Origin of the sequence: Sneathiella sp., assembly GCF_036844445.1 — a bacterium.
Classification (GTDB): Bacteria; Pseudomonadota; Alphaproteobacteria; order Sneathiellales; family Sneathiellaceae; genus Sneathiella.
The window spans coordinates 57,912-79,229 of the sequence record NZ_DAIUFV010000003.1; the positions used below are offsets into that span (position 1 = coordinate 57,912).

Genomic DNA, 21,318 nt, shown 5'->3' on the forward strand with positions numbered 1-21,318 from the left:
CTATCGGGTCCAGGCGCGGCTTTTGCTGCTGCTCTGATCACTATACCAGCCATGGCTGCCCGCAAACATCTGGAAGGAACGAATGAGGTCGCTTTCCTCCTCCTTCTGGCGCAGCAGGCCGAGGGTGCGGTTGATGTTGATCCCATCGACCGGCAGCAGCACGACGCCGGGCGCCGTCAGGATATCGGGCATCATGCAAAGGCCGAGGCCCGCGGCAACCAGCGCAAGGGCCTTCTCGTCCTGATCGGTGCGAAAGACGATATGCGGGTTGACGCCGGCGCTCGCGAAGCTGCGGGTCAGTTCACTCTCCGCCTCGCAATGGGTCCGATGCAGGAAATTCAGCCGGTCCAGCTCTTTCAGCGGAATGACGCGGCGGCCGGCGAAGGGGTGCCCCGCCGGAACGGCCAGCATGTATTTCCACTTGTAGAGCCGCGTGAAATGGAGGCCGCTTTGCGTCTCCGGCCGGACGCTGAGCGCGAGATCGACACGCCCTTCATCGAGCCAGCGGAGAAGCTGCGCCGGGGTTCCGTCCTTGATCGATATCTGCAGATCGCCCTGCGCCTTCATGAAATCGCCGATGAGCGCCGAGAGGCGGGCGCTCGGCGCGGTGCGCAGTACGCCAAGCTGCAGACGGCGGCGCGGACTCTTGTGCGAGACTTCCGACTTCGCCGCGTTGCATTCATGAAGGATGGTGCGTGCATGTGGCAGAAGGCGGCGGCCGGCGTCCGTCAGGCTCGTTTTCCGCGGCGCCCGGTTGAACAGCGTGACGCCAAGTTCCGCCTCCAGCTTCTTGATTCCGGCCGAAAGCGTCGGCTGGCTGACGAAGGCGCGCTCCGCTGCACGGGAGAAATTTCCCGTCTCGACAATCGCCAGAAAATAGCGCAGCTGATAAATATCCATCGATAGATACTATCAATAGCTATAATCGAAATAAACGATTTTATCTATTGCTTGTCTTTTCATATAGTGGCGCCGATGAAATCGGGAGGCCTTGGGCGGCAGTGTCTGGAACTGCGCTACGGCCCTACGGGAGCGGGAGAGAAAATGTCTGGGAAGTTCACGCCACGCAATCCGGATTTTGACGCCGTCGTCCGCGACAGCTTCGGACGGCAATCCTTCATGACGGAGATTGGCGCGGCGATCTCGCATCTGGAGCCGGGGATCTGTGAAGTCACGCTGCCGATGCGTCCCGGCCTCACGCAGCAGCATGGTTTTTTTCACGGCGGGCTGGTTGCCGCCCTCTCGGATTCGGCCGCCGGTTACGCCTGCTATTCGCTCTATCCACCGGACAGCACGATCCTGACGACGGAATATAAAGTCAATTTTCTGAACCCTGCCGACGGCGAGTTCCTGCGCGCCCGCGCCGAGGTGCTGAAAAGCGGACGGACGCTGTTCATCTGCCGCGCCGATGTCTACGCGGAGGGGCAGGGGGAGACGCGCCACTGCCTGACCGGACTGTTCACCATGATGTGTCTGATGGGAAAATCGGATCATGGATGACCGCCCTGCGCTGCGCACTCGACATGCCCCCGGCAACGCGCCATATTGAGAAACAGGAAGATCGCCGCACCAGGCAGCAATGCCGCAGGCACGATCAGAGAGGGAGGGAGAAAGAATGTCAGCCGCCTATTTTCCGGGTTTGAATTTCGGCCTTGGCGAGACCGCCGACATGATGCGCGAGACGGTCGCGAACTTTGCCGCAGCGGAACTTGCGCCGCGCGCAGCGGAGATTGATGCGAAAAACGAATTTCCCATGGATATGTGGCAGAAGATGGGCGCGCTCGGCCTGCTTGGCATAACGGTCGAGGAGGAATATGGCGGCGCCGGCCTTGGCTATCTTGAGCATTGCGTCGTGATGGAGGAAATCAGCCGCGCCTCCGCCTCGGTCGGCCTTTCTTACGGCGCGCATTCCAACCTCTGCGTCAACCAGATTCGCCGCAACGGCACCGAGGCGCAGAAGCGGAAGTATCTCCCGAAGCTGGTCAGCGGCGAACATGTCGGGGCGCTCGCGATGAGTGAGCCGGGCGCGGGCTCGGACGTTGTTTCCATGCGCCTTCGCGCCGAGAAAAAGGGTGATCGCTATATCCTGAACGGCAACAAATTCTGGATCACCAACGGCCCCGACGCCGACGTGCTGGTGGTCTACGCCAAGACGGAGCCCGATGCGGGGCCGCGCGGGATCACCGCGTTTCTGATCGAAAAAGGGTTCCCCGGCTTCTCGACGGCGCAGAAGCTCGACAAGCTCGGGATGCGCGGCTCCAATACCTGCGAGCTGGTGTTCGAGGATTGCGAGGTGCCGGAGGAAAATATTCTCGGGCCGCTGAACGAGGGCGTGCGGGTGCTGATGAGCGGCCTCGATTATGAGCGTGTCGTGCTCTCGGCCGGGCCGCTCGGCATCATGCAGGCCTGCATGGACGCCGTCATCCCCTATATCCATGATCGCAAGCAATTCGGCCAGCCGATCGGCACGTTCCAGCTGATGCAGGGCAAGGTTGCCGATATGTATTCCACCATGAATGCCTGCAAGGCCTATGTCTATGCCGTGGCGCGAGCGTGCGACCGCGGCGAGACGACGCGAAAGGATGCGGCGGGCGTTATCCTTTATGCGGCGGAAAAAGCGACATGGATGGCGCTGGAAGCGATACAGGCTCTTGGCGGAAACGGTTATATTAATGAATATTCGACCGGCCGGCTGCTGCGCGATGCCAAGCTCTATGAGATTGGCGCGGGCACCAGCGAAGTCCGGCGGATGCTGATCGGGCGCGAACTTTTTAACGAAACCAGTTAGACCGGATTGTCCGGGATACTTCAAGGAGAATAAGAAAATGAGTGAAGATCCGATTGTAATCGTCGGGATGGCGCGGACCCCCATGGGCGGGTTCCAGGGCGACCTTTCCGATGTCAAGGCACCTGAACTTGGCGCCGTAGCCATCAAGGCGGCGATGGAGCGTGCCGGCGTTACCGGCACCGATATAGACGAGGTGATTATGGGCTGTGTGCTGCCGGCGGGTCTTGGCCAGGCGCCGGCGCGGCAGGCCTCCTTCGGGGCCGGTATCCCCGACAGCGTTGGCTGCACCACGGTCAACAAGATGTGCGGCTCCGGCATGCGCGCCGCCATGTATGCCTATGACGCCCTGAAAGCCGACAGTGCGAGCGTGATGGTCGCGGGCGGCTTCGAGAGCATGACCAACGCGCCTTACGTGCTGCCGAAAGTGCGGAGCGGTCTCCGCCTCGGTCACGGGACGGTCAAGGACCATATGTTCATTGATGGTCTTGAGGATGCCTATGAGGAAGGCCGCCTGATGGGCAGCTTCGCCGAGGAAACCGCCGGCCTCTACCAGTTTACGCGCGAGGCGCAGGACGCCTACGCGATCGAATCGCTGCGCCGCGCCAAGCAGGCGACCGAGGATGGCAGCTTCAAGGCCGAGATCGCCCCGGTTATCGTCCACACCCGCAAGGGCGAGGTGGTGATTGACAAGGACGAGCAGGCTCTGAAAGGCCAGCCGGATAAAATCCCGAATCTGAAGCCCGCCTTTGCAAAAAACGGCACGGTGACGGCGGCCAACAGCTCGTCCATCTCCGATGGCGGCGCGGCGCTCGTGCTGATGAAGGAAAGCGAAGCCAAGCGCCGCGGCCTCAAGCCGATCGCGAAGTTCCTCGCGCATTCGACGCATGCGCGCAAGCCCTCCGAGTTCACCATGGCCCCCATCGATGCGATCCGCAAGGTGATGGACAAGGTGAAATGGACGAATGACGACGTCGATCTTTTCGAAATCAACGAGGCGTTTGCCGTCGTCACCATGGCGGCGATGAAGGATCTCGGCCTCGACCATGCGAAAGTCAACGTCCATGGCGGCGCCTGCGCGCTCGGCCATCCGGTTGGTGCGTCCGGTGCCCGCATCGTCGTGACGCTGCTCTCGGCGCTGCAGAAATACGGCAAGAAGCGGGGCGTCGCCTCGCTCTGTATCGGCGGCGGCGAAGCGACCGCAATGGCGCTCGAACTCGTCGACTGAGGCTGACGGCAACACTGCGAAAGGGGGGAGCAGATGATTTTAACCGAAGAGCAGACCATGATCCGGGATATGGCGCGCGACTTCGCCCAGAATCGTCTGGCCCCCCATTCGGCAAGCTTTGAAGATGCCGAGGCGATCCCGAAAGAGGTGCTTCGCGAGATGGGCGCGCTCGGCCTGATGGGCATGACGGTGCCTGAAAGCTACGGCGGCGCCGGCGCGGACTATGTCTCCTACGCGCTCGCACTAATGGAGATTGCGGCCGGCGACGGCGCGGTTTCCACGGTCATGAGCGTCAACAATTCGCCCTGTTGCGCGGCCTTCCTGAAGGAGGGGACGGAGGCGCAGAAAGAAAAATTCCTGACGCCGGTCGCGAAGGGTGAACAGATCGGCGCCTTCTGCCTGACGGAGCCGCAGGCCGGCTCCGATGCCTCGGCGCTAAAGACCCGCGCCCGCCGCGACGGCGATCATTTTATTATTTCCGGCACCAAGCAGTTTATCACCTCAGGCAAAATTGGCGGCGTCGCGCTCGTCTTTGCGGTCACCGATCCCGAGGCGGGAAAGAAAGGCATCAGCTGCTTTATCGTGCCGACGGATACCCCCGGATACCGCGTTGTCTCGACCGAAAAGAAACTCGGCCAGAAAGCCTCCGATACCTGCCAGATCGCCTTTGACGAGGTAAAGGTGCCGGCGGGCAACCTGCTTGGGCAGGAGGGGGCGGGGTATCGCATCGCGCTTGCCAACCTCGAGACTGGCCGCATCGGCATTGCCGCGCAGAGTGTCGGCATGGCGAGCGCGGCGCTTGCCCACGCCATCACTTACGCAAAGGAGCGGCAATCTTTCGGCCAGCCGATCATCGACCATCAGGCCGTCGGCTTTCGTCTCGCCGATATGGCGACAAAAGTCGAGGTTGCGCGGCAGATGGTGCTGCATGCGGCGAGCCTCAAGGATGCAAACCTGCCCTGTCTCACCGAAGCCAGCATGGCGAAGCTGTTCGCGTCTGAAATGGCGGAGGAAGTCTGCTCCGCGGCGATCCAGACGCTCGGCGGCAACGGCTACATCGCTGATTATCCGGTGGAAAAGATCTATCGCGATGTCCGCGTCTGCCAGATATATGAAGGCACGTCCGATATCCAGAAGCTGGTGATCGTCCGCAATCTGGCGGCGATGTAGGGGGCGTCATGGCAGGTCCGATTGATTTTTACTTCGATTTCTCATCGCCTTACGCCTATCTCGGCAGCCATCTGATCGAGTCGGTGGCGGCAAAACATGGCCGCGAGCTGCTGTGGCGTCCCTTCATGCTCGGCATTGCCATGAAGGGCGAGAAAACCTTTCCGCTTACCGAATATCCCATGAAGGGCGATTATTCGCGGATGGATTTCGAGCGGACGGCGCGCTATCACAATATCCCCTTCGTCATGCCTGCGGCGTTCCCCAAGCTGACGCTTGCCGCCGCCCGCGGCTTTCTATGGATTGACCGGCAGGATCCGGCGCGGGCCGTCGCCTTCGCAAAAGCCGTATTCGCGGCTTACTTCGCCCACGGGCGGGATATTGCCGATCCCGCAGTTGTTGCCGATATTGCGGCATCCTCCGGCGTCGACCGCGAGGCCTTTGCCGCGGCCATCGAGGAGCCGGAGATCAAGCGCGTCTTCACCGCCTCGGTCGAGGATACAGTCTTTGAGAAGAAGGTCTTTGGGGCGCCCTTCTTTATCGTTGAGGGAGAGCGCTTCTGGGGCGCGGACAGGGTCGCGCAGCTCGATGAGTGGTTGACGCGGGGAGGCTGGTAATGCGGTCGCGGTTTCGGGAGAGGGACGTATCCGGCCCCGCCTCTGCGGGACCGGACAGAATGCGCGGCTCAGAACAGGAAATATCCGCCGTCGATCAGCATGGTATCGCCGGTGTGATAGGCGCTGGCATCCGACATCAGATAGACGGCCATGCCGCCAAAATCTTCCGGCTTGCCCCAGCGGCGCGCCGGGATGCGCGGCATGACGTTATCGGCGAACTTCTGCCAGCCGAAGGCGTTTTCCGTCATCGCCGTTTCGATCCAGCCCGGCAGGAGCGCGTTGGCGGTGATGCCGTGGCGGGCAAACTCAACGGCGAGGGCGCGGATCATCGAGATGACGCCGCCCTTGGTCGCCGCGTAATGCTCGTTCCGCGCCGCGCCGGAGATGGCGGCAAGGCTCGCGGTGGCGACAAGCCGGCCGCCTGGATCACCCTTTTCGGCGCGCTCGACCATATGCCGGGTCGCCGCCTGAAGGGTGTAGAAAACACCGTCGAGGTTGATGCTGAGAACGCGCTGCCATTCCTTGTCGTCGATATCAAGGAAGGATTTCTTGCCCGATGTCACGCCGGCATTCGCAAAGCAGCCATCGACGCGGCCGAACTGCGACAGCGTTTCGGCAAAGCAGTCCTTGACCTCTTTCTCGTCCGCCACGTTGCAGGTGAGGGAGGAGACGCGCGTCCCGTGCGCTTTCAGCGTTTCAACCGCCGCCTTGTTCTTCTCGGCGTTGGTGCCCCAGATGCAGACGTCGCCGCCCGACTGCGCGATCGCCTCCGCCATGCCAAGGCCGATGCCGCCGTTGCCGCCCGTGATGAGCGCTACCTTCCCCGTCAGATCAAATGGTTTATAGGCCATTTATTGTTCCTTTTTTATGACTTGTTCCACTGCATTTGCGTAACACAAACGACGGTATCCGCCAAGCTATCGATTGATTTTGTCCGAAATGGAAAGAAAACCGAATGTCTGTACTGAAAAGCAATCTCAATACCCGAAGTGAAGAGTTTAAGGCGAACGCGCAGCATATGAGCGCCTTGGTCGCGGACCTTAAGGAGAAGGTTGCGATTATCAAGCAGGGCGGCGGCGATCACGCGCGCGAGAAGCATCTCAGCCGCGGCAAGCTGCTGCCGCGCGAGCGGGTCCGCCGGCTTCTCGATCCGGGATCGCCGTTTCTGGAATTCAGCCAGATGGCTGCGTGGGAGATGTATAGCGGCGACATTCACTCCGCCGGGATCATCACCGGCATCGGCCGCATCGAGGGGCGGGAATGCATCGTCATTTGCAACGATGCGACCGTGAAGGGCGGCACCTACTACCCGCTGACGGTGAAGAAACATCTCCGCGCTCAGGAGGTCGCGCTCGAAAACCGCTTACCTTGCATCTATCTTGTCGATTCCGGCGGCGCCAATCTGCCGAACCAGCAGGATGTGTTCCCCGACCGCGACCATTTCGGCCGCAGCTTCTATAATCAGGCGAATATGTCCGCGCTCGGCATCCCGCAGATCGCCGTTGTCATGGGCTCCTGCACGGCAGGCGGCGCCTATGTTCCGGCGATGTGCGATGAGAGCATTATCGTCCGCAATCAGGGCACCATCTTTCTCGCCGGCCCGCCGCTCGTCAAGGCGGCGACGGGCGAGGTGGTCTCGGCCGAGGATCTCGGCGGGGCGGAGGTGCATTCGCGCATCTCCGGCGTCACCGACCATATGGCGGAGAATGACGAGCACGCGCTGCAGATCGCCCGCCGCTGCGTTGCCGGCTTCAACCATGTGAAACCCATGCCGCTTGACATACGCGCGCCGAAGCCGCCGCTCTATGATCCGGCGGAGATGTACGGCCTTATTCCGAAAGATATGCGGACCCCCTTCGATGTGCGCGAGATCATCGCCCGCGTCGTCGATGGATCGGAGTTCGATGAGTTCAAGAAGAATTACGGCACGACGCTGGTGACGGGCTTTGCCCATATCCATGGCTATCCGGTCGGCATTCTCGCCAATAACGGCATCCTCTTTTCGGAAAGCGCGCTGAAGGGCGCGCATTTCATCGAGCTGTGCTGCCAGCGCAATATCCCGCTCGTCTTTTTGCAGAACATCACCGGTTTCATGGTCGGCCAGAAATACGAGGCGGGCGGCATCGCGAAAGACGGCGCCAAGCTGGTGACCGCGGTCGCGACCGCGAAGGTGCCGAAATTCACCATCATTTTCGGCGGTTCTTTCGGCGCCGGGAACTACGGCATGGCCGGGCGCGCCTATAGCCCGCGGCTCCTCTGGATGTGGCCGAATGCGCGTATCTCCGTCATGGGCGGCGCGCAGGCGGCCGCCGTGCTCGCCACCGTCAAGCGCGACGGCATGGAGGCGCGTGGGCAGCAGTGGAGCGCCGAGGAGGAGGCCGCCTTCCGCGCCCCTATTGAGGCGCAGTATGAAAAGGAAGGTCACCCCTATTTTGCGAGCGCCCGCGTCTGGGACGACGGAATCATCGACCCGGCGGAAAGTCGGATGGTTCTCGGCCTCGCAATTTCCGCATCCCTCAACGCCCCGATCGAACCGACGAAATTCGGCCTGTTCAGAATGTAGGAGAGAGAGATGAGCGACGAGTTAGCCTTACTGAATTTTTCGACCGATGGCATCGCGACCATCACCCTGAACCGGCCCGAGGTCCATAACGCGTTCAACGACGAGCTGATTGAACTCCTCGGTGAGATGATCGTTGATGTTGGCCATCAGGAAGGGGTGCGCGCCGTGGTCATCGCGGCCGCAGGCAAAAGCTTCTCCGCCGGGGCCGATCTCAACTGGATGAAACGTGCCGCGCATTTCACCGAGGAGGACAACCGCGAGGACAGCCACGTCTTCGCCGAGATGCTGCGCAATCTCTACACCATGCCGAAGCCGACCATCGCGCTGGTGCAGGGACCGGCTTACGGCGGCGGCCTCGGGCTGATCGCCGCCTGTGATATCGCCATCGGCGTGAGAGCGGCAAAATTCTGCCTCTCCGAGGTTAAGCTCGGCCTGCTTCCGGCTGTGATCTCGCCCTATGTGGTGGAGGCAATGGGGCCGCGCGCCTGCCGCCGCTACTTCCAGACGGCCGAGATTTTCGATGCCGAAGAGGCATATCGTCTCGGCCTGCTGCATGAGGTTGTCGAAGATGTGCATCTGCTGGCCGAGGCACGGGACCGGCTGATTGACCAGATCATGAGAAACGCGCCGGGCGCCATGGCCGATTCCAAGGACCTTGTCTATACCGTTGCCGGGCGGCCGATCGACAATCACATCGTGCGGGAAACCGCGGAGCGCATTGCCGCCCGCCGGGCAACAGACGAAGGCAAGGAAGGCGTCCAGGCGTTCCTTGAGAAGCGCAAGCCCGAGTGGCATATCATTTGACCTTTGAGGGGATATTTAACCGGTGTTTAAAAAAATACTGATTGCAAATCGTGGGGAGATCGCCTGTCGGGTGATCGAAACCGCTACGCGGCTTGGCGTGCGGACTGTTGCCGTCTATTCCGAAGCAGACCGCAATGCCCGTCATGTCGAGATGGCCGATGAGGCCGTCCTGATCGGCGCGGCGGAAGTGGGGGAGAGCTACCTCAAGGCCGACGTCATCCTCGAGGCGGCGAAACAGACGGGCGCGGAGGCAATTCATCCGGGCTACGGCTTCCTCTCGGAAAATGCCGATTTCGCCGACAAATGCGAGAAGGCGGGCATTGTCTTTATCGGCCCCCCGGCGAGCGCCATTCGCGCCATGGGGCTGAAAGACGCGGCGAAAGCGCTGATGACGAAGGCGGGCGTGCCCGTCGTTCCGGGCTACCATGGAGAAAGTCAGGACGCCGACCTGCTCGCGAGAGAAGCGGAGCGGATCGGCTATCCCGTGCTGATCAAGGCCGTTGCCGGCGGCGGCGGCAAGGGCATGCGAAGCGTGATGACGGCGGCGGATTTTCCGGCCGCGCTTCTCTCGGCGCAGCGCGAGGGGCAGTCGGCCTTTGGCGACGGACGCGTCCTGATCGAGAAATATCTCACCAAGCCCCGCCATATCGAAATCCAGGTCTTTGCCGACAGCCACGGCAATGCCGTGCATCTTTTCGAGCGCGACTGCTCGCTGCAGCGACGCCATCAGAAGGTGATCGAGGAAGCGCCGGCGCCCGATATGCCCGAAACAATGCGGGCCGCCATGGGGGCGGCGGCGGTCGCCGCGGCAAAGGCGATCGGCTATGTCGGCGCGGGCACCATCGAATTTATCGCCGACGTCTCGAACGGGCTTAAAGAAGATGCCTTCTATTTCATGGAGATGAACACCCGCCTTCAGGTGGAGCATCCGGTGACCGAGATGATCACGGGGCAGGATCTCGTCGAATGGCAGCTGCGTGTTGCGAGCGGCGAGGCGTTGCCGCGCCGGCAGGAGGAACTTGCAATCAACGGTCACGCCTTTGAAGTCCGTCTTTATGCGGAAGATCCGGCGAATGATTTCCTGCCCGCAACGGGCCCGCTGCTTCGCCTCCGCGCACCGCGCGCAGGAGCGTCGGTCCGCATCGACACGGGCGTTCGCCAGGGCGACAGCGTGACGCCCTATTACGATCCAATGATCGCCAAGCTGATCGTCCACGGCGAGACGCGGGAGGCGGCGCTGCAGACCCTGTCCCGCGCGCTCGATGACTATCAGGTGGCGGGCGTTGCGACCAATCTCGGCTTCCTGCGGCAGATCGCGCGGCATCCCGCTTTTGCTGCGAAAGATCTCGACACCGGCTTTATCGAGCGGTTTCGCGCCGATCTGGTGCCGGCGTCGCCGCTCCCGACGGACGAGGAGCTGGCGCTCGCGACGCTCTATCTGCTCCTCGACCGGCAGCGCGTCACTGCTTTGCGAAGCGCGGCCGCGAATGATCGCTATTCCCCGTGGAATGATCTTACGGCCTGGCGCCCCAATGACACGGGACATGATGATTTCCGCTTCGAGATTGGCGGGGAAAACGTCACCGTGGTCGCCCGCTACACCCGGGCGGGGATACAGATCGACCTGCCGGGCGGCAGCCGCCTTGCGGAAGGTAACTGGACGCCGGATGGTGGGATCGCCGCACGTCTTGACGGGCATGTCCTCTCCGGCGCCGTTGTGCGCCAGGGCGTCAAGATGGTTGTCATGACATCGGGGCGGCAGGTCGAGATTGTCGAGCATGTTGCCGATTTCAACGCCCTCTCCTCCGAAGGCGGCTCGGGTGTCATCACCTCGCCGATGCCGGGCAAGCTGATCCAGCTCTTTGTCAAAGCCGGTGAGGAGGTCGCTGTCGGCGATCCGCTCGTCGTTATCGAGGCGATGAAGATGGAACACACTTTGACAGCCTTCCGCGACGGCGTTATTGAGGATGTCTTTTTCGAGGTTGGCGATCAGGTGGACGAAGGAGCCGTCCTTGTTCGCCTCGCAGATGAGGAGACATCATAATGCTTCCCTCCCGGGTGCGGATATTCGAGGTCGGCGCGCGCGACGGCCTGCAGAACGAGCAGCAGATGGTGCCCGTTGACGTGAAGGTGGAATTGATCGAGCGGCTGATGGACGCAGGCGTGTCGGCGATCGAGACGGGCAGCTTCGTCTCGCCCAAATGGGTGCCGCAGATGGCTGACACGGCCGAGGTGATGGCGAAACTGCCGGCGCGCAATGATGTCATCTATTCGGTGCTGACGCCGAATATGCAGGGCTATGAAGGCGCGGTTGCGGCGAAAGCGGACGAGATCGAGATCTTTACCGCCGCCTCCGAGCTTTTCAACAAGCGCAACATCAACTGCACGATCGCGGAAAGCCTCGAGCGCTTCGCGCCCGTCATGGCGGCGGCAAAGGCGGCGGGCATTCCGGTCCGGGCAAGCGTCTCCTGCGCGCTTGGCAGCCCGTTCGGCGATGAAATCCGGCCCGAAACCGTCGCCGAGGTTGCAAAGAAAGTCTATGACATGGGCTGCTACGAGGTCTCGCTCGCCGATACCATCGGCGTCGGTACTCCCGGCCGCACCCGCGAGGTGATCGAGGCCGTGGCGGGCGTCATCCCGCTCGACGTGATTGGCGTTCACTTTCACGATACCTACGGTCAGGCGCTTGCCAATTATCTTGCCGCGCTGCAATCGGGGGTCGCACGCTTCGACAGCTCCGTCGCCGGGCTCGGCGGCTGCCCTTACGCGCCGGGCGCCACCGGTAACGTCGCGACCGAGGATGTGGTCTATATGCTCGACGGCATGGGTATCGAGAGCGGCATCGACCTGACGTCGCTGGTGAAAACGGCGTGGTTTATTTCCGATCATCTCGGACGTCCGCCCGCCTCGCGCGTCGCGCGGGCGCTGAAGACCAAGCTCGGCTGAGGGGCGGCTGGACATTCCGGACCCAATCGGTTAAGCTGGGCGCCATGCCCATACATCTTTTAATTGTTAGCGTCGGCTCGGCGTCGGTCGAGCAGTTACGTGCTGCTCAATCACGGCGTCTGATTGCCGGACCCCTTTGTCATGTCACCAAAAAGCGCCCGACCCGTGAGGTGGAACTGCTGGATGGCGGCTCCGTCTACTGGATCATCCACGGCCATATCGCCGCCCGTCAGCAGGTCGTTGGCCTTGAGCGGCTTTATGATCATGAAGGCGAGAAATGCGGCCTGATGCTCTCCTCCGAACTTGTCGAGACGGAACATGTGCCTCGCGGCCCGCATCAGGGCTGGCGCTATCTTGAGCCCGAGTTTGCGCCGCGCGATCTTCGCGATATCGTCGCCGAAGGCCGTGCGGACAGCGAAAGCGAAGGCGAACTTTCGGAAAATATGGCGGCCGACTTACGCGCGCTCGGCCTCATCTGAGGGGGCCGGCTCGGGGCGGATCCAGACGGCGGTATCGTGAAACGCCGCGCCGCCAGCAGGCTTTGGCGACCGCGCGCTGACCAGCAGGTTGATGCCGACCTTCTCGATGAAGATTTTTCCCGGCCAGACCCCTTCGACGATGACCGTCCCCGGGTTCATTCCGCTGAAAATCTCGACATGGATGAGAAGGGAGCCAAGCCGGTTCCCCATGCGCACGACTTCGCCCTCGCTCGTGCCGATTTGTGCCGCATCCTCGGGATGGATTTTCACCGTCGGGCGCTTTTCGCGCTTCAGCGACGTCGGCGTTGCGGTGAAGGTGCTGTTCAGGAAATTCCGCGCCGGCGCCGTCACCATGCGATAGGGATGCTCGGCATCGGCCTCGAAAATTACCTCCCAGTGATCGGGGAGAGTGGGGACTCCGGCCGCGTTCTCGCCATATCTTGACCAGTCGGGTTTGAAGTGGAATTTTTTGTCCGCATGGCCGAAGCCGGTCAGATAATGGGCGTGATCGAAGTCGATCATGCAGTCATGCCATTTCTGCGCCCGAAGGCTCTCCACATCCGGCCAGCCGGAGCGGATCAGCGTCTCGTCGATCAGCTCAAGCTCCGTCATCTCAAAGCCCGGATGTTCCGCGCCGAGACGCTTCGCAAGGCCGGAGATCACCGCGTGGTTGGAGCGGCATTCGCCCGGCGCCTCGATGATCTTCGGACCGAGAAGGATATGGCTCTGCCCGCCCGCCTGATAGATATCGTCATGCTCGACAAACATCGTTGCGGGAAGAAGAATGTCGGCCATCTTCGCCGTTTCGGTCATGAACTGCTCATGCACGCAGACGAAAAGATCCTCGCGCGCAAATCCGCGGTGCACCTTGCCAAGCTCGGGGGCGACATCCATCGGGTTGACATTCTGGATCAGCATGCCGGTAATCGGCGGGCCACTGCCAAGATCGTCAGGATCGCCCGTGAGCACCGGCCCGATGCGCGACATATCTAGCTGGCGGATCGAGCGGTCCCGCACATCCAGCCCCTCGATTAGCGTCCTGTCCCAATGGAAAATCCCGCCGTTATTATGCATCGCGCCGCCGCCTTCATACTGCCATGCGCCGGTGACGGAGGCGAGGCAGCTTGCCGCATGCATGTTGATGCTGCCGTTCTGGCTGCGGGAAAAGCCGTAGCCGAGGCGGATGTAGCTGCGTTTTGTCCGGCCATAAAGCCGGGCGAAGTCATAGATCTCGGCGGCCGGGATGCCGGTGATCGCGGCGGCCCATTCCGGTGTCTTGCTTGCGAGATGCGCTTCCAGTTCTTCATAGCCCGAGGTATATGCGGCCATATAGTCGCGGTCCGCCATGCCCTCGGCAAAAAGGACATGCATAACCGCGCAAGCGAGCGCGCCGTCGGTTCCCGGATTGACGCAAAGATGGATATCCGCCGCTTCCGCCGTCGGGTTGCGATAGGGATCGATGACGACGATCTTCGCGCCGCGTTCTTTTCGCGCGCGCGTCGCGTGGGTCATCACATTCACCTGCGTATGCACCGCGTTGGTGCCCCAGATAACGATGAGATCGGATTTCGCCATTTCACGCGGATCGGGGCCATAGAGCGTGCCCGCCCCCGCGAGCCAGCCGGTCCAGGCGAGGGTGGTGCAGATGGTGGAGTACTGCCCCGCATATTTCTTCGCATGGCGGAGGCGGTTGATGCCGTCGCGCTGCACAAGTCCCATCGTTCCGGCGTAATAATAGGGCCAGATGGTTTCACTGCCGTAGCGGGCTTCGCGCTTGAGGAAGGCTTCGGCAACCTCATCAAGCGCATCATCCCAGCTGATCTGCTGCCAGCTTCCGCCGCCCTTCTCGCCGGTCCGCCGCATTGGATGCATCAGACGGTCGGGATGATGGACGCGTTCGGCATAGCGGGCGACCTTGGCGCAGACGACGCCGGCAGTATAGGAATTGTCGGCGGCGCCCCGGACGCGGCCGATACGAAACGCGTCAAGTCGTTCCACCTCCAGCGCGCAGGTTGAGGGACAGTCATGCGGACAGGCGGAGGGACGAATTTCAGCTACTGACAAATTTTTCATGATCACTAGATTAGAGACATCCGAATCCGCATGCAATGTTGCATCGCAAAAGGGGATGTTTTTTCCAAATTGACTGGCGTTGCGCCGATGGGCGGGATATATCGAAGCGTAAATTTGACCGTCGAAAGCGGAGAAATTTGAAGGCGATAAAGAAAATTCTGAAGAGCGACGGGGCGAAAGCCGTGGTTGGCTTTCTGGCGGCGGGCTATATCTGGCTCGTCTATCGCACCAGCCGCTGGGAGGTGGTGAACGGGGACGCGCCGCATGCGCGGATGCGCGCTCATGAGCCCTTCATTCTCGCCTTCTGGCATGGCCGCCTCCTCATGATGCCGATCTCGGTGCGAAGGAAAACGCCCGTCAATGTCATGATTTCCCATCACGGAGACGGCGAGATCATCGCCCGCGCCATCGGCCATTGGGGCCAGAAGAGCGTGCGCGGCTCGGCGACCAAAGGCGCGGCGGCCGCGATCAAGCAGATGCTGAAGGCGCTGCGTCAGGGTGAGGTCGCGGTGATCACCCCGGACGGGCCGCGCGGACCCCGCATGCGGGCGCAGGACGGCGTCGTGCGGCTCGCGGCGCTCTCCGGCATGCCGGTCTACCCCGTCAGCTTCTCGGTGACGCGTGGCAAGATACTCAAAAGCTGGGACCGCTTCCTGCTGGCCGCGCCATTCAGCCGCGGCGTCATCATCTGGGGCGATGCCATAGAGGTTCCACGTCATGATGCGGATGCGGCTTATGACAAGGCGCGGGCTGCCATCGAGGCGAGCCTCAACGCCATTACGGCACGCGCTGACGCGCTCTGCGGCCGCGAGACGGTTGAGCCCGAAGCCCGCGACAAGGCCGTCAAGCCGCACCGGCAGGGGGCCGAAACGTGATGGCCCTTGCGCTTTATAACGCGCTTCTCACGCTTGGCGGGCCGCTGCTCGATCAGCATCTGAAAGCGCGCCTAAAAAGAGGTAAGGAGGATCCCAAACGCTTCCCCGAGCGGATGGGCATGGCATCCCGGCCGCGGCCCCGGGGTACGGTTATCTGGATACATGCGGCGTCGGTTGGCGAGTCCGTCTCGGCGCTGCCGCTGATCGAGGGGTTGCTCGCCGCGGATGACGATCGGCATGTTCTGCTCACGACCGGCACGCGCACGTCGGCCGAGATCATGGCGGGGCGTCTTCCGGCGCGGGCGTTTCATCAATATGTGCCGCTTGATCGGAAAAAGGCGGTTCGCCTCTTTCTGGATCACTGGACGCCGGATCTCGCGATCTGGATGGAATCCGAGCTCTGGCCGAACCTCATCCATGAGACCGGCGCGCGGCGGATCCCGATGCTGCTGGTCAATGCGCGGATCACGGAGAAATCCTACCGGTCGTGGCGGCGCTCATTCGGGCTTGCGGGCCATCTGCTTGGCAATTTCACGCGCTGCCTTGCCCAGTCGGAACGCTCGGCGCATTATCTCCGGGCGCTCGGCGCGCCGTCCGTTGATTTCTTCGGCAATCTGAAATTCGCCGCCAAACCGTTGCCGGCCGACCCTGAAAAACTCGATGCCCTGACCGGCGCGATCGGCGATCGGCCGCGCTGGCTGGCCGCGAGCACCCACCGCGCGGAGGAGGAGATCATCCTTGGCGCCGATCGGATATTGCGCGAAGAGCGTCCCGATCTGCTGACGCTGATCGTCCCCCGGCATCCGGAGCGCGGGGCGGAAGTCGCGACGCTTGCCGCCCGGCAGGGCCTCGCGGTGCGCCGCCGTGCCGAGGGCGCGCTGCCGGATGCGGCGTGCGCTGTCTATGTTGCCGATACCATTGGCGAGCTCGGGCTATTTTACCGCGCGACCGACATTGCCTTTATCGGCGGCTCGCTGGTGCCGAAGGGCGGGCAGAACCCGCTTGAGGCAGCGCGGCTTGACTGCGCGCTGCTGCACGGCCCGCATATGTCCAATTTCGCCGAAGTGATGACCGCCTTCAACGCCCGCTCGGCGAGCCGGGAAGTGACGGATGCGGAAAGCCTCGCCGCAGCGGTGCGCGATTATCTCGACAACCCGTGGATTTGCCGCGACATGGCGTTTCGCGCCGCCGCCGTCGTCACCGGCGGCCAGGAGACGCTGGAGCGGACGCTCAAAGTGATCGAGGAGACGTTGCAGCAGGGAGTGCGACCATGAAGGCGCCCCGTTTCTGGGCACGCAATGCGGGCGGCGTGATGCCGGCGCTGCTGTCGCCGCTCGCGCTGCTTTACGGCGGGGCGAGCCGGCTGCACAGATCCTTGCAATGGACGCAGAGGGTGGATGTCCCCGTCATCTGTATCGGTAATGTCGTCGCCGGCGGCGCGGGCAAGACGCCGGTCGCCATCGCCATCGCCCGCATGTTCCTTGCAAAGGGGTTACGCCCGCATTTTCTGACGCGCGGCTATGGCGGATCACTGAAGGGGCCGGTCCGCGTCGTTCTCGACGTGCATAAATTTGCCGAGGTCGGCGATGAAGCGCTGATCCTCGCCGAAACCGCGCCGACATGGGTTGCGAAGGATCGTGTCGCAGGGGCGGCCGCCGCCGCGAAGGCGGGCGCCGATATCATCATCATGGATGACGGATTTCAGAACCCCTCGCTGCATAAGGATTTCTCGCTCCTCGTGCTCGATGCGGACTATGGCATCGGCAACGGCCGCATGCTTCCGGCCGGGCCGCTTCGTGAGCCGCTGGAGGCGGCGCTTGCGCGCACTGACGCCGTTGTCCTGGTTGGTAAGGATGATGGGTCGAGAGAATTTAACCGGTTAATCATAAGTAAGCCCGTATATAAAGCGATGCTTGTTCCGGGGCCGAAAAGTGAGCAGCTGAGCGGCGAGCGGGTCGTTGCCTTTGCCGGCATCGGGCGGCCCGAGAAGTTCTTCGCCAGCCTGAAGCAGGCTGGCTGCACGCTCATCCAAAACTTCAGCTATCCGGACCATCATGTTTATAATGCTGATGAAATCATGCGTATGGTGGAGCGAGCGACCGCTGCGGATGCGGCCCTCGTCACGACGCGAAAAGATTATGTTCGCCTGCCGGAGGAAGCCCGCCTGATGGTGGCTGTGCTTGATGTCGAGATGGTTTTCGCGGCGCCCGAGGGGTTGCAGGCCGCGCTTCTTGCGCTAATGAAGGCGAGGGCGGCATGAGCGATATCTCGCTTCGCTACCGTCTTGAATGGCTGGCGGTGAAGGCGGCCGTCGGTGTTTTTCGCGCCCTCGGGCGGGAGCGGGCGTCTGATTTCGGCGGCTGGCTCGCAGGTAAAATCGGGCCGCGCCTTGGCGTTCATCGTCTTGCAAAGACCAATATGCAGCGCGCGCTGCCGGCGCTCAGCGAGGCGGAGATCGCCGCAAAGCTCGACGGGATGTGGGATAATCTCGGCCGGAACATCGGGGAAATTCCCTTCAACCGCGAGATTTTGAGCGATACCGAAACTGTCGAACTGGTCGGCGGCGAGTATCTCGACGCCTGCCTTGAGAGCGGGAAGGCGGCCTTTTTCGTCACCGCCCATTATGGCCCGTGGGAGCTGGTCGCGCTGGTCGGGCGGAGACTTGGCGCGCGGGCGACGGGGATTTACCGCGCCGCCAATAATCCGCTCGTCGAGAACTATTTCCAGTCGATGCGGGCTGATCCCGATTACAGCTTTGTGCCGAAGGGGATGGAAGGCGCGCGCGCCATTCTGAAAGCCGCGCGGAGCGGCGGCGCCATTGTCCTGCTTAACGATCAAAAGCTGAACGGCGGCGTCGCCGTTCCCTTTTTCGGGCGCGAGGCCATGACGGCGCCGGCGGTTGCCGAGATCGCGACTAAAATGGATGTGCCGATCCACCCGATGCGGGCCGAACGGCTGCCGGGCGGGCGGCGCCGGCTCACCATCTACCCGGCGCTTGAGGTTGCGAAAACAGGCGATCGCAAGCGCGATGTCTATGCCATCCTCAAAGCTATCAATGAAACATATGAGCAATGGATAAGCGAGCGGCCGGACCACTGGTTCTGGGTCCATAACCGCTGGTCATAACAGGCGTTCGGCCACTCAGCTTGCGAGCGCGAGGGCGGCTTTCTCCTTGCGCGCCTTGCTGAGGCGCTCAAAGGCGATCCGGTCGGCGATTTCGGCGGTGGTCCGCTCCTCCCGCTCCGCCCGCTTGAAGATATCAAGACAGGTGTCATAAATGCGCCCGACATGGTGCATCGCCTTCTCCCGATCAAAGGACGGCCCTTCATGGCTGACAAGGATGATCCCGCCGGCATTGAGCGCATAATCGGGCGTATAGAGGATGCCGCGCGCCATCAGCGCCTCGGCATGGCGCGGCTCGGCAAGCTGGTTGTTCGCGGAGCCCGCGACGATATGCGCCTTGAGGCGCGGAATGGTATTATCGTTGAGGATCGCCCCGAGGGCGCAAGGCGCGAACACCTCAACCTCCTGATCATAGATCGCATCGACGTGGGTGGCAGTCGCGCCAAGCTCCGTCACCGCCTTGCGGACGAGCGCCTCATTGATATCGGCGACAATGATCTTTGCGCCGCCGTCTTTCAGAAGTTTGCAAAGGCCAAAGCCGACATGGCCGAGCCCCTGGACCGCGACGCGCATACCGGCAAGGGAATCCTTTTTCAGCCGGAACAGAACGGCGGCTTTCAGGCCTTGAAAAACGCCGAATGCGGTCGCCGGAGAGGGATCGCCTGCATTGCCTTCCGCAATTCCGGCGATATGGCGGGTGGCGCGGCGGGCATGTTCAAGATCGGTCGGATCCGTGCCGACATCCTCGGCGGCAATGTAGCGCCCGCCGAGCTGATCAACGGCGCGCCCGAAGGCCTCCATCAGGGCCGGGGTCTTGTCGGTTCGGGAATCGCCGATGATCACTGATTTCCCGCCCCCGAGATTGATGCCGGCAAGCGATGATTTATAGGTCATTCCCCGCGACAGGCGCAGCACATCGGCGAGCGCTGCCTCCTCGCTCTCATACTTCCACATGCGCGTGCCGCCAAGCGCCGGGCCAAGCGTGGTGTCATGCACGGCGATAATGGCCTTGAGGCCCGTCGCCTGGTCATGGACAAACAGAACGGCTTCGTGGTTGTCGAAATCATTAGCGGAAAAAACAGACATATCATCCTCGATTGAAAAGTTATCAAAGAAGCTCCCTACTTCATACTTCTCTGATATAGGAGAGAATCAACCGGAAACTGCGGGTTTTCTTAACTTCGCAGCTTCCTTTCGGAACAGCCGGGCGCAGCTTTATAAAGTTGCCCGTGCGCATGTGGAAACGCAATAAATGCTCGGGCGCCGAACGGGTGGTGCGGGCGGCGGGACGCGCGTTTCGACTCAGACACGACCTTTATTCCTAAGAATATCCAGAACATGCGCGCCAATCGCGAGCGATGAGGTCAGCCCCGGGCTTTCCATACCAAAGAGATTGACGAGGCCCGGAAGTCTGTGCGCGCTCTCATCCAGGATGCAGAAATCACCGCTGACGCCCTCTTGCGTTTTGAGCTTGGGCCGGATGCCGGAATAGGCGGGGATCAGGCTGCCATCCGGAAGCGCCGGGAAGTAGCGGCGGATTGCCTCATAGAAGCTCTCGGCGCGGGACCCGTCCACGGCGTAGTCGAGTTGGTCAACCCATTGCTGATCCGGCCCGAAGCGGATCTGTCCGGCAAGGTCGATCGTGACGTGAATGCCGAGGCTCGCCGTTCGCGGCATCGGATAGATGAGGCGCGAAAAGGGGGAGCGCTTCGTCATTGTGAAATAGCTGCCTTTGACAATGTCGCGGGGCGGGATCAAATCCGGCGCAAGGCCGTGGATATTTGCGGCCACCTCCTGCGCGTGAAGCCCCGCCGAATTAATGAGGTTGCGGCAGCGGATTGTCTCGCCGCCCGCGCGGATCTCAAACCCGTCCCGGGTCGGGGCGGCCCGCTCGAACGCCGTTGCGAAGGCGATCTGGCCGCCGTGATCCTCGATCTCGCCAACGTAAGAGAGCATAAGCTGGTGACTGTCGATAATACCCGTGGAGGGGGAGAGGAGCGCGGCTTTGCAAAAGAGCGCGGGCTCCAGTCGCATCGCCTCGGCGGCGGAGAGTGGGATAAGATCGACAACGCCGTTTGCCGCCGCGCGGCGTGAGATGTCGACAAGCGGCGCCACTTCCGCGTCCTCTGTCGCGACGATCAGTTTGCCGCAGCGCTGACGCGGAATATGGCGGCTTTGGCAGTACTCATAGAGCAGCTTCTTGCCCGCGACGCAGAGGCGCGCCTTCAGGCTGTCTTTCGGATAATAGATGCCGGCATGGATCACCTCGCTGTTGCGCGACGACGTCTCCTCCCCGAAATGGCGATGACGCTCGAGGATGAGCACCTCGCGGCCCGCTGTCGCCAGCGCACGGGCAATGGCGAGGCCGATAACCCCTGCGCCGATAACGATATTTTCCACATCTACGCTCATGCTCTCTCCCCTACCAGCTTTTTGGCCGGGGAGAAAGCCTCGAATGTGAGGACCAGGAACCTCTCTCCGGCGTCTCTTTATGCTTGAAAAAAGCCGAAAATCTGCGACGCTTCGAGAAGACGGGTGACGGAAATATAAAGCGGGCCGGAGATTGCGCGTTTGCGAGGCCCGGGCACGCGAAACCGGTTATTCCGCGACGCGGGAGAGGAACGCCGCGATGCCGTGCAATTCCCGATGCTGCGCGAT

Annotated in this window: 19 protein-coding genes; 14 read left to right on the forward strand and 5 right to left on the reverse strand. The window is 62.0% G+C overall.

Annotated features, from left to right (window positions below; translation table 11 throughout):
• Complete coding sequence (locus V7Z56_RS06985; RefSeq protein ID WP_334128656.1) at positions 1-900, reverse strand: LysR family transcriptional regulator; 900 nt, start codon at positions 898-900, stop codon at positions 1-3.
• 144 nt (positions 901-1,044) lie between these two features.
• Between V7Z56_RS06985 and V7Z56_RS06990 the strand changes: the two genes are divergently transcribed.
• The 5 genes from V7Z56_RS06990 (at position 1,045) to V7Z56_RS07010 (ending at position 5,797) form a co-directional block, all read left to right on the forward strand.
• On the forward strand, positions 1,045-1,500 hold the full coding sequence (locus V7Z56_RS06990) for a PaaI family thioesterase (RefSeq protein WP_334128657.1): 456 nt from the start codon (positions 1,045-1,047) through the stop codon (positions 1,498-1,500).
• Between the two features lie 115 nt (positions 1,501-1,615).
• A complete protein-coding gene (locus V7Z56_RS06995) occupies positions 1,616-2,788 on the forward strand; it encodes an isovaleryl-CoA dehydrogenase (protein ID WP_334128658.1) in 1,173 nt (390 codons plus the stop codon).
• Between the two features lie 37 nt (positions 2,789-2,825).
• Positions 2,826-4,013, forward strand: coding sequence for an acetyl-CoA C-acyltransferase (locus tag V7Z56_RS07000; RefSeq protein WP_334128659.1), 1,188 nt, complete (start codon positions 2,826-2,828; stop codon positions 4,011-4,013).
• Between the two features lie 33 nt (positions 4,014-4,046).
• A complete protein-coding gene (locus V7Z56_RS07005) occupies positions 4,047-5,183 on the forward strand; it encodes an acyl-CoA dehydrogenase family protein (RefSeq protein WP_334128660.1) in 1,137 nt (378 codons plus the stop codon).
• Positions 5,184-5,191: 8 nt separating this feature from the next.
• Positions 5,192-5,797, forward strand: a complete 606-nt coding sequence (locus V7Z56_RS07010) for a 2-hydroxychromene-2-carboxylate isomerase (protein WP_334128661.1) — start codon at positions 5,192-5,194, stop codon at positions 5,795-5,797.
• A 68-nt stretch (positions 5,798-5,865) separates the two neighbouring features.
• On the opposite strand, the gene V7Z56_RS07015 is transcribed toward V7Z56_RS07010, so the two are convergent.
• Positions 5,866-6,648 carry an SDR family NAD(P)-dependent oxidoreductase gene (locus V7Z56_RS07015; RefSeq protein WP_334128662.1) on the reverse strand — a complete coding sequence of 261 codons (783 nt, stop codon included), beginning with the start codon at positions 6,646-6,648 and terminating at the stop codon, positions 5,866-5,868.
• 104 nt (positions 6,649-6,752) lie between these two features.
• Here V7Z56_RS07015 and V7Z56_RS07020 point away from each other — a divergent pair, with 104 nt between their 5' ends.
• The 5 genes from V7Z56_RS07020 to V7Z56_RS07040 are packed head-to-tail and all read left to right on the forward strand — an operon-like array spanning position 6,753 to position 12,589.
• Positions 6,753-8,360, forward strand: coding sequence for a carboxyl transferase domain-containing protein (locus V7Z56_RS07020; RefSeq protein WP_334128663.1), 1,608 nt, complete (start codon positions 6,753-6,755; stop codon positions 8,358-8,360).
• 9 nt (positions 8,361-8,369) lie between these two features.
• Positions 8,370-9,164, forward strand: a complete 795-nt coding sequence (locus V7Z56_RS07025) for an enoyl-CoA hydratase/isomerase family protein (protein ID WP_334128664.1) — start codon at positions 8,370-8,372, stop codon at positions 9,162-9,164.
• 22 nt (positions 9,165-9,186) lie between these two features.
• Positions 9,187-11,208 carry an acetyl/propionyl/methylcrotonyl-CoA carboxylase subunit alpha gene (locus V7Z56_RS07030; RefSeq protein ID WP_334128665.1) on the forward strand — a complete coding sequence of 674 codons (2,022 nt, stop codon included), beginning with the start codon at positions 9,187-9,189 and terminating at the stop codon, positions 11,206-11,208.
• The gene (locus V7Z56_RS07035; protein WP_443023772.1) at positions 11,205-12,110 is read left to right on the forward strand and encodes a hydroxymethylglutaryl-CoA lyase; all 906 of its coding nucleotides are present in this window, start codon (positions 11,205-11,207) and stop codon (positions 12,108-12,110) included. The genes V7Z56_RS07030 and V7Z56_RS07035 overlap by 4 nt, the downstream gene beginning before the upstream one ends.
• Before the next feature lie 44 nt (positions 12,111-12,154).
• Positions 12,155-12,589, forward strand: a complete 435-nt coding sequence (locus tag V7Z56_RS07040) for a DUF1489 family protein (RefSeq protein WP_334128667.1) — start codon at positions 12,155-12,157, stop codon at positions 12,587-12,589.
• Here V7Z56_RS07040 and V7Z56_RS07045 read toward each other — a convergent pair.
• Positions 12,566-14,662 carry a molybdopterin-dependent oxidoreductase gene (locus V7Z56_RS07045; RefSeq protein ID WP_334129051.1) on the reverse strand — a complete coding sequence of 699 codons (2,097 nt, stop codon included), beginning with the start codon at positions 14,660-14,662 and terminating at the stop codon, positions 12,566-12,568. The genes V7Z56_RS07040 and V7Z56_RS07045 overlap by 24 nt on opposite strands.
• A 137-nt stretch (positions 14,663-14,799) precedes the next feature.
• Here V7Z56_RS07045 and V7Z56_RS07050 point away from each other — a divergent pair, with 137 nt between their 5' ends.
• Genes V7Z56_RS07050 through V7Z56_RS07065 form a run of 4 tightly spaced genes read left to right on the forward strand, consistent with a single transcriptional unit; the run spans position 14,800 to position 18,663 of the window.
• A complete protein-coding gene (locus V7Z56_RS07050) occupies positions 14,800-15,537 on the forward strand; it encodes a lysophospholipid acyltransferase family protein (RefSeq protein ID WP_334128668.1) in 738 nt (245 codons plus the stop codon).
• Complete coding sequence (locus V7Z56_RS07055; RefSeq protein WP_334128670.1) at positions 15,537-16,811, forward strand: 3-deoxy-D-manno-octulosonic acid transferase; 1,275 nt, start codon at positions 15,537-15,539, stop codon at positions 16,809-16,811. The genes V7Z56_RS07050 and V7Z56_RS07055 overlap by 1 nt, the downstream gene beginning before the upstream one ends.
• Entirely contained in the window at positions 16,808-17,797 is a 990-nt protein-coding gene (lpxK, locus tag V7Z56_RS07060; protein WP_334128672.1) for a tetraacyldisaccharide 4'-kinase, read from the forward strand. The genes V7Z56_RS07055 and lpxK overlap by 4 nt, the downstream gene beginning before the upstream one ends.
• Positions 17,794-18,663, forward strand: a complete 870-nt coding sequence (locus V7Z56_RS07065; RefSeq protein WP_334128673.1) for a lysophospholipid acyltransferase family protein — start codon at positions 17,794-17,796, stop codon at positions 18,661-18,663. Before lpxK ends, V7Z56_RS07065 begins: the two co-directional genes overlap by 4 nt.
• A gap of 15 nt (positions 18,664-18,678) precedes the next feature.
• On the opposite strand, the gene V7Z56_RS07070 is transcribed toward V7Z56_RS07065, so the two are convergent.
• Together V7Z56_RS07070 and V7Z56_RS07075 are read right to left on the reverse strand one after the other, a co-directional pair.
• Complete coding sequence (locus tag V7Z56_RS07070) at positions 18,679-19,746, reverse strand: Glu/Leu/Phe/Val family dehydrogenase (protein WP_334128674.1); 1,068 nt, start codon at positions 19,744-19,746, stop codon at positions 18,679-18,681.
• 216 nt (positions 19,747-19,962) lie between these two features.
• Positions 19,963-21,072, reverse strand: coding sequence for an NAD(P)/FAD-dependent oxidoreductase (locus tag V7Z56_RS07075; RefSeq protein WP_334128675.1), 1,110 nt, complete (start codon positions 21,070-21,072; stop codon positions 19,963-19,965).
• Positions 21,073-21,318: the final 246 nt, after the last annotated feature.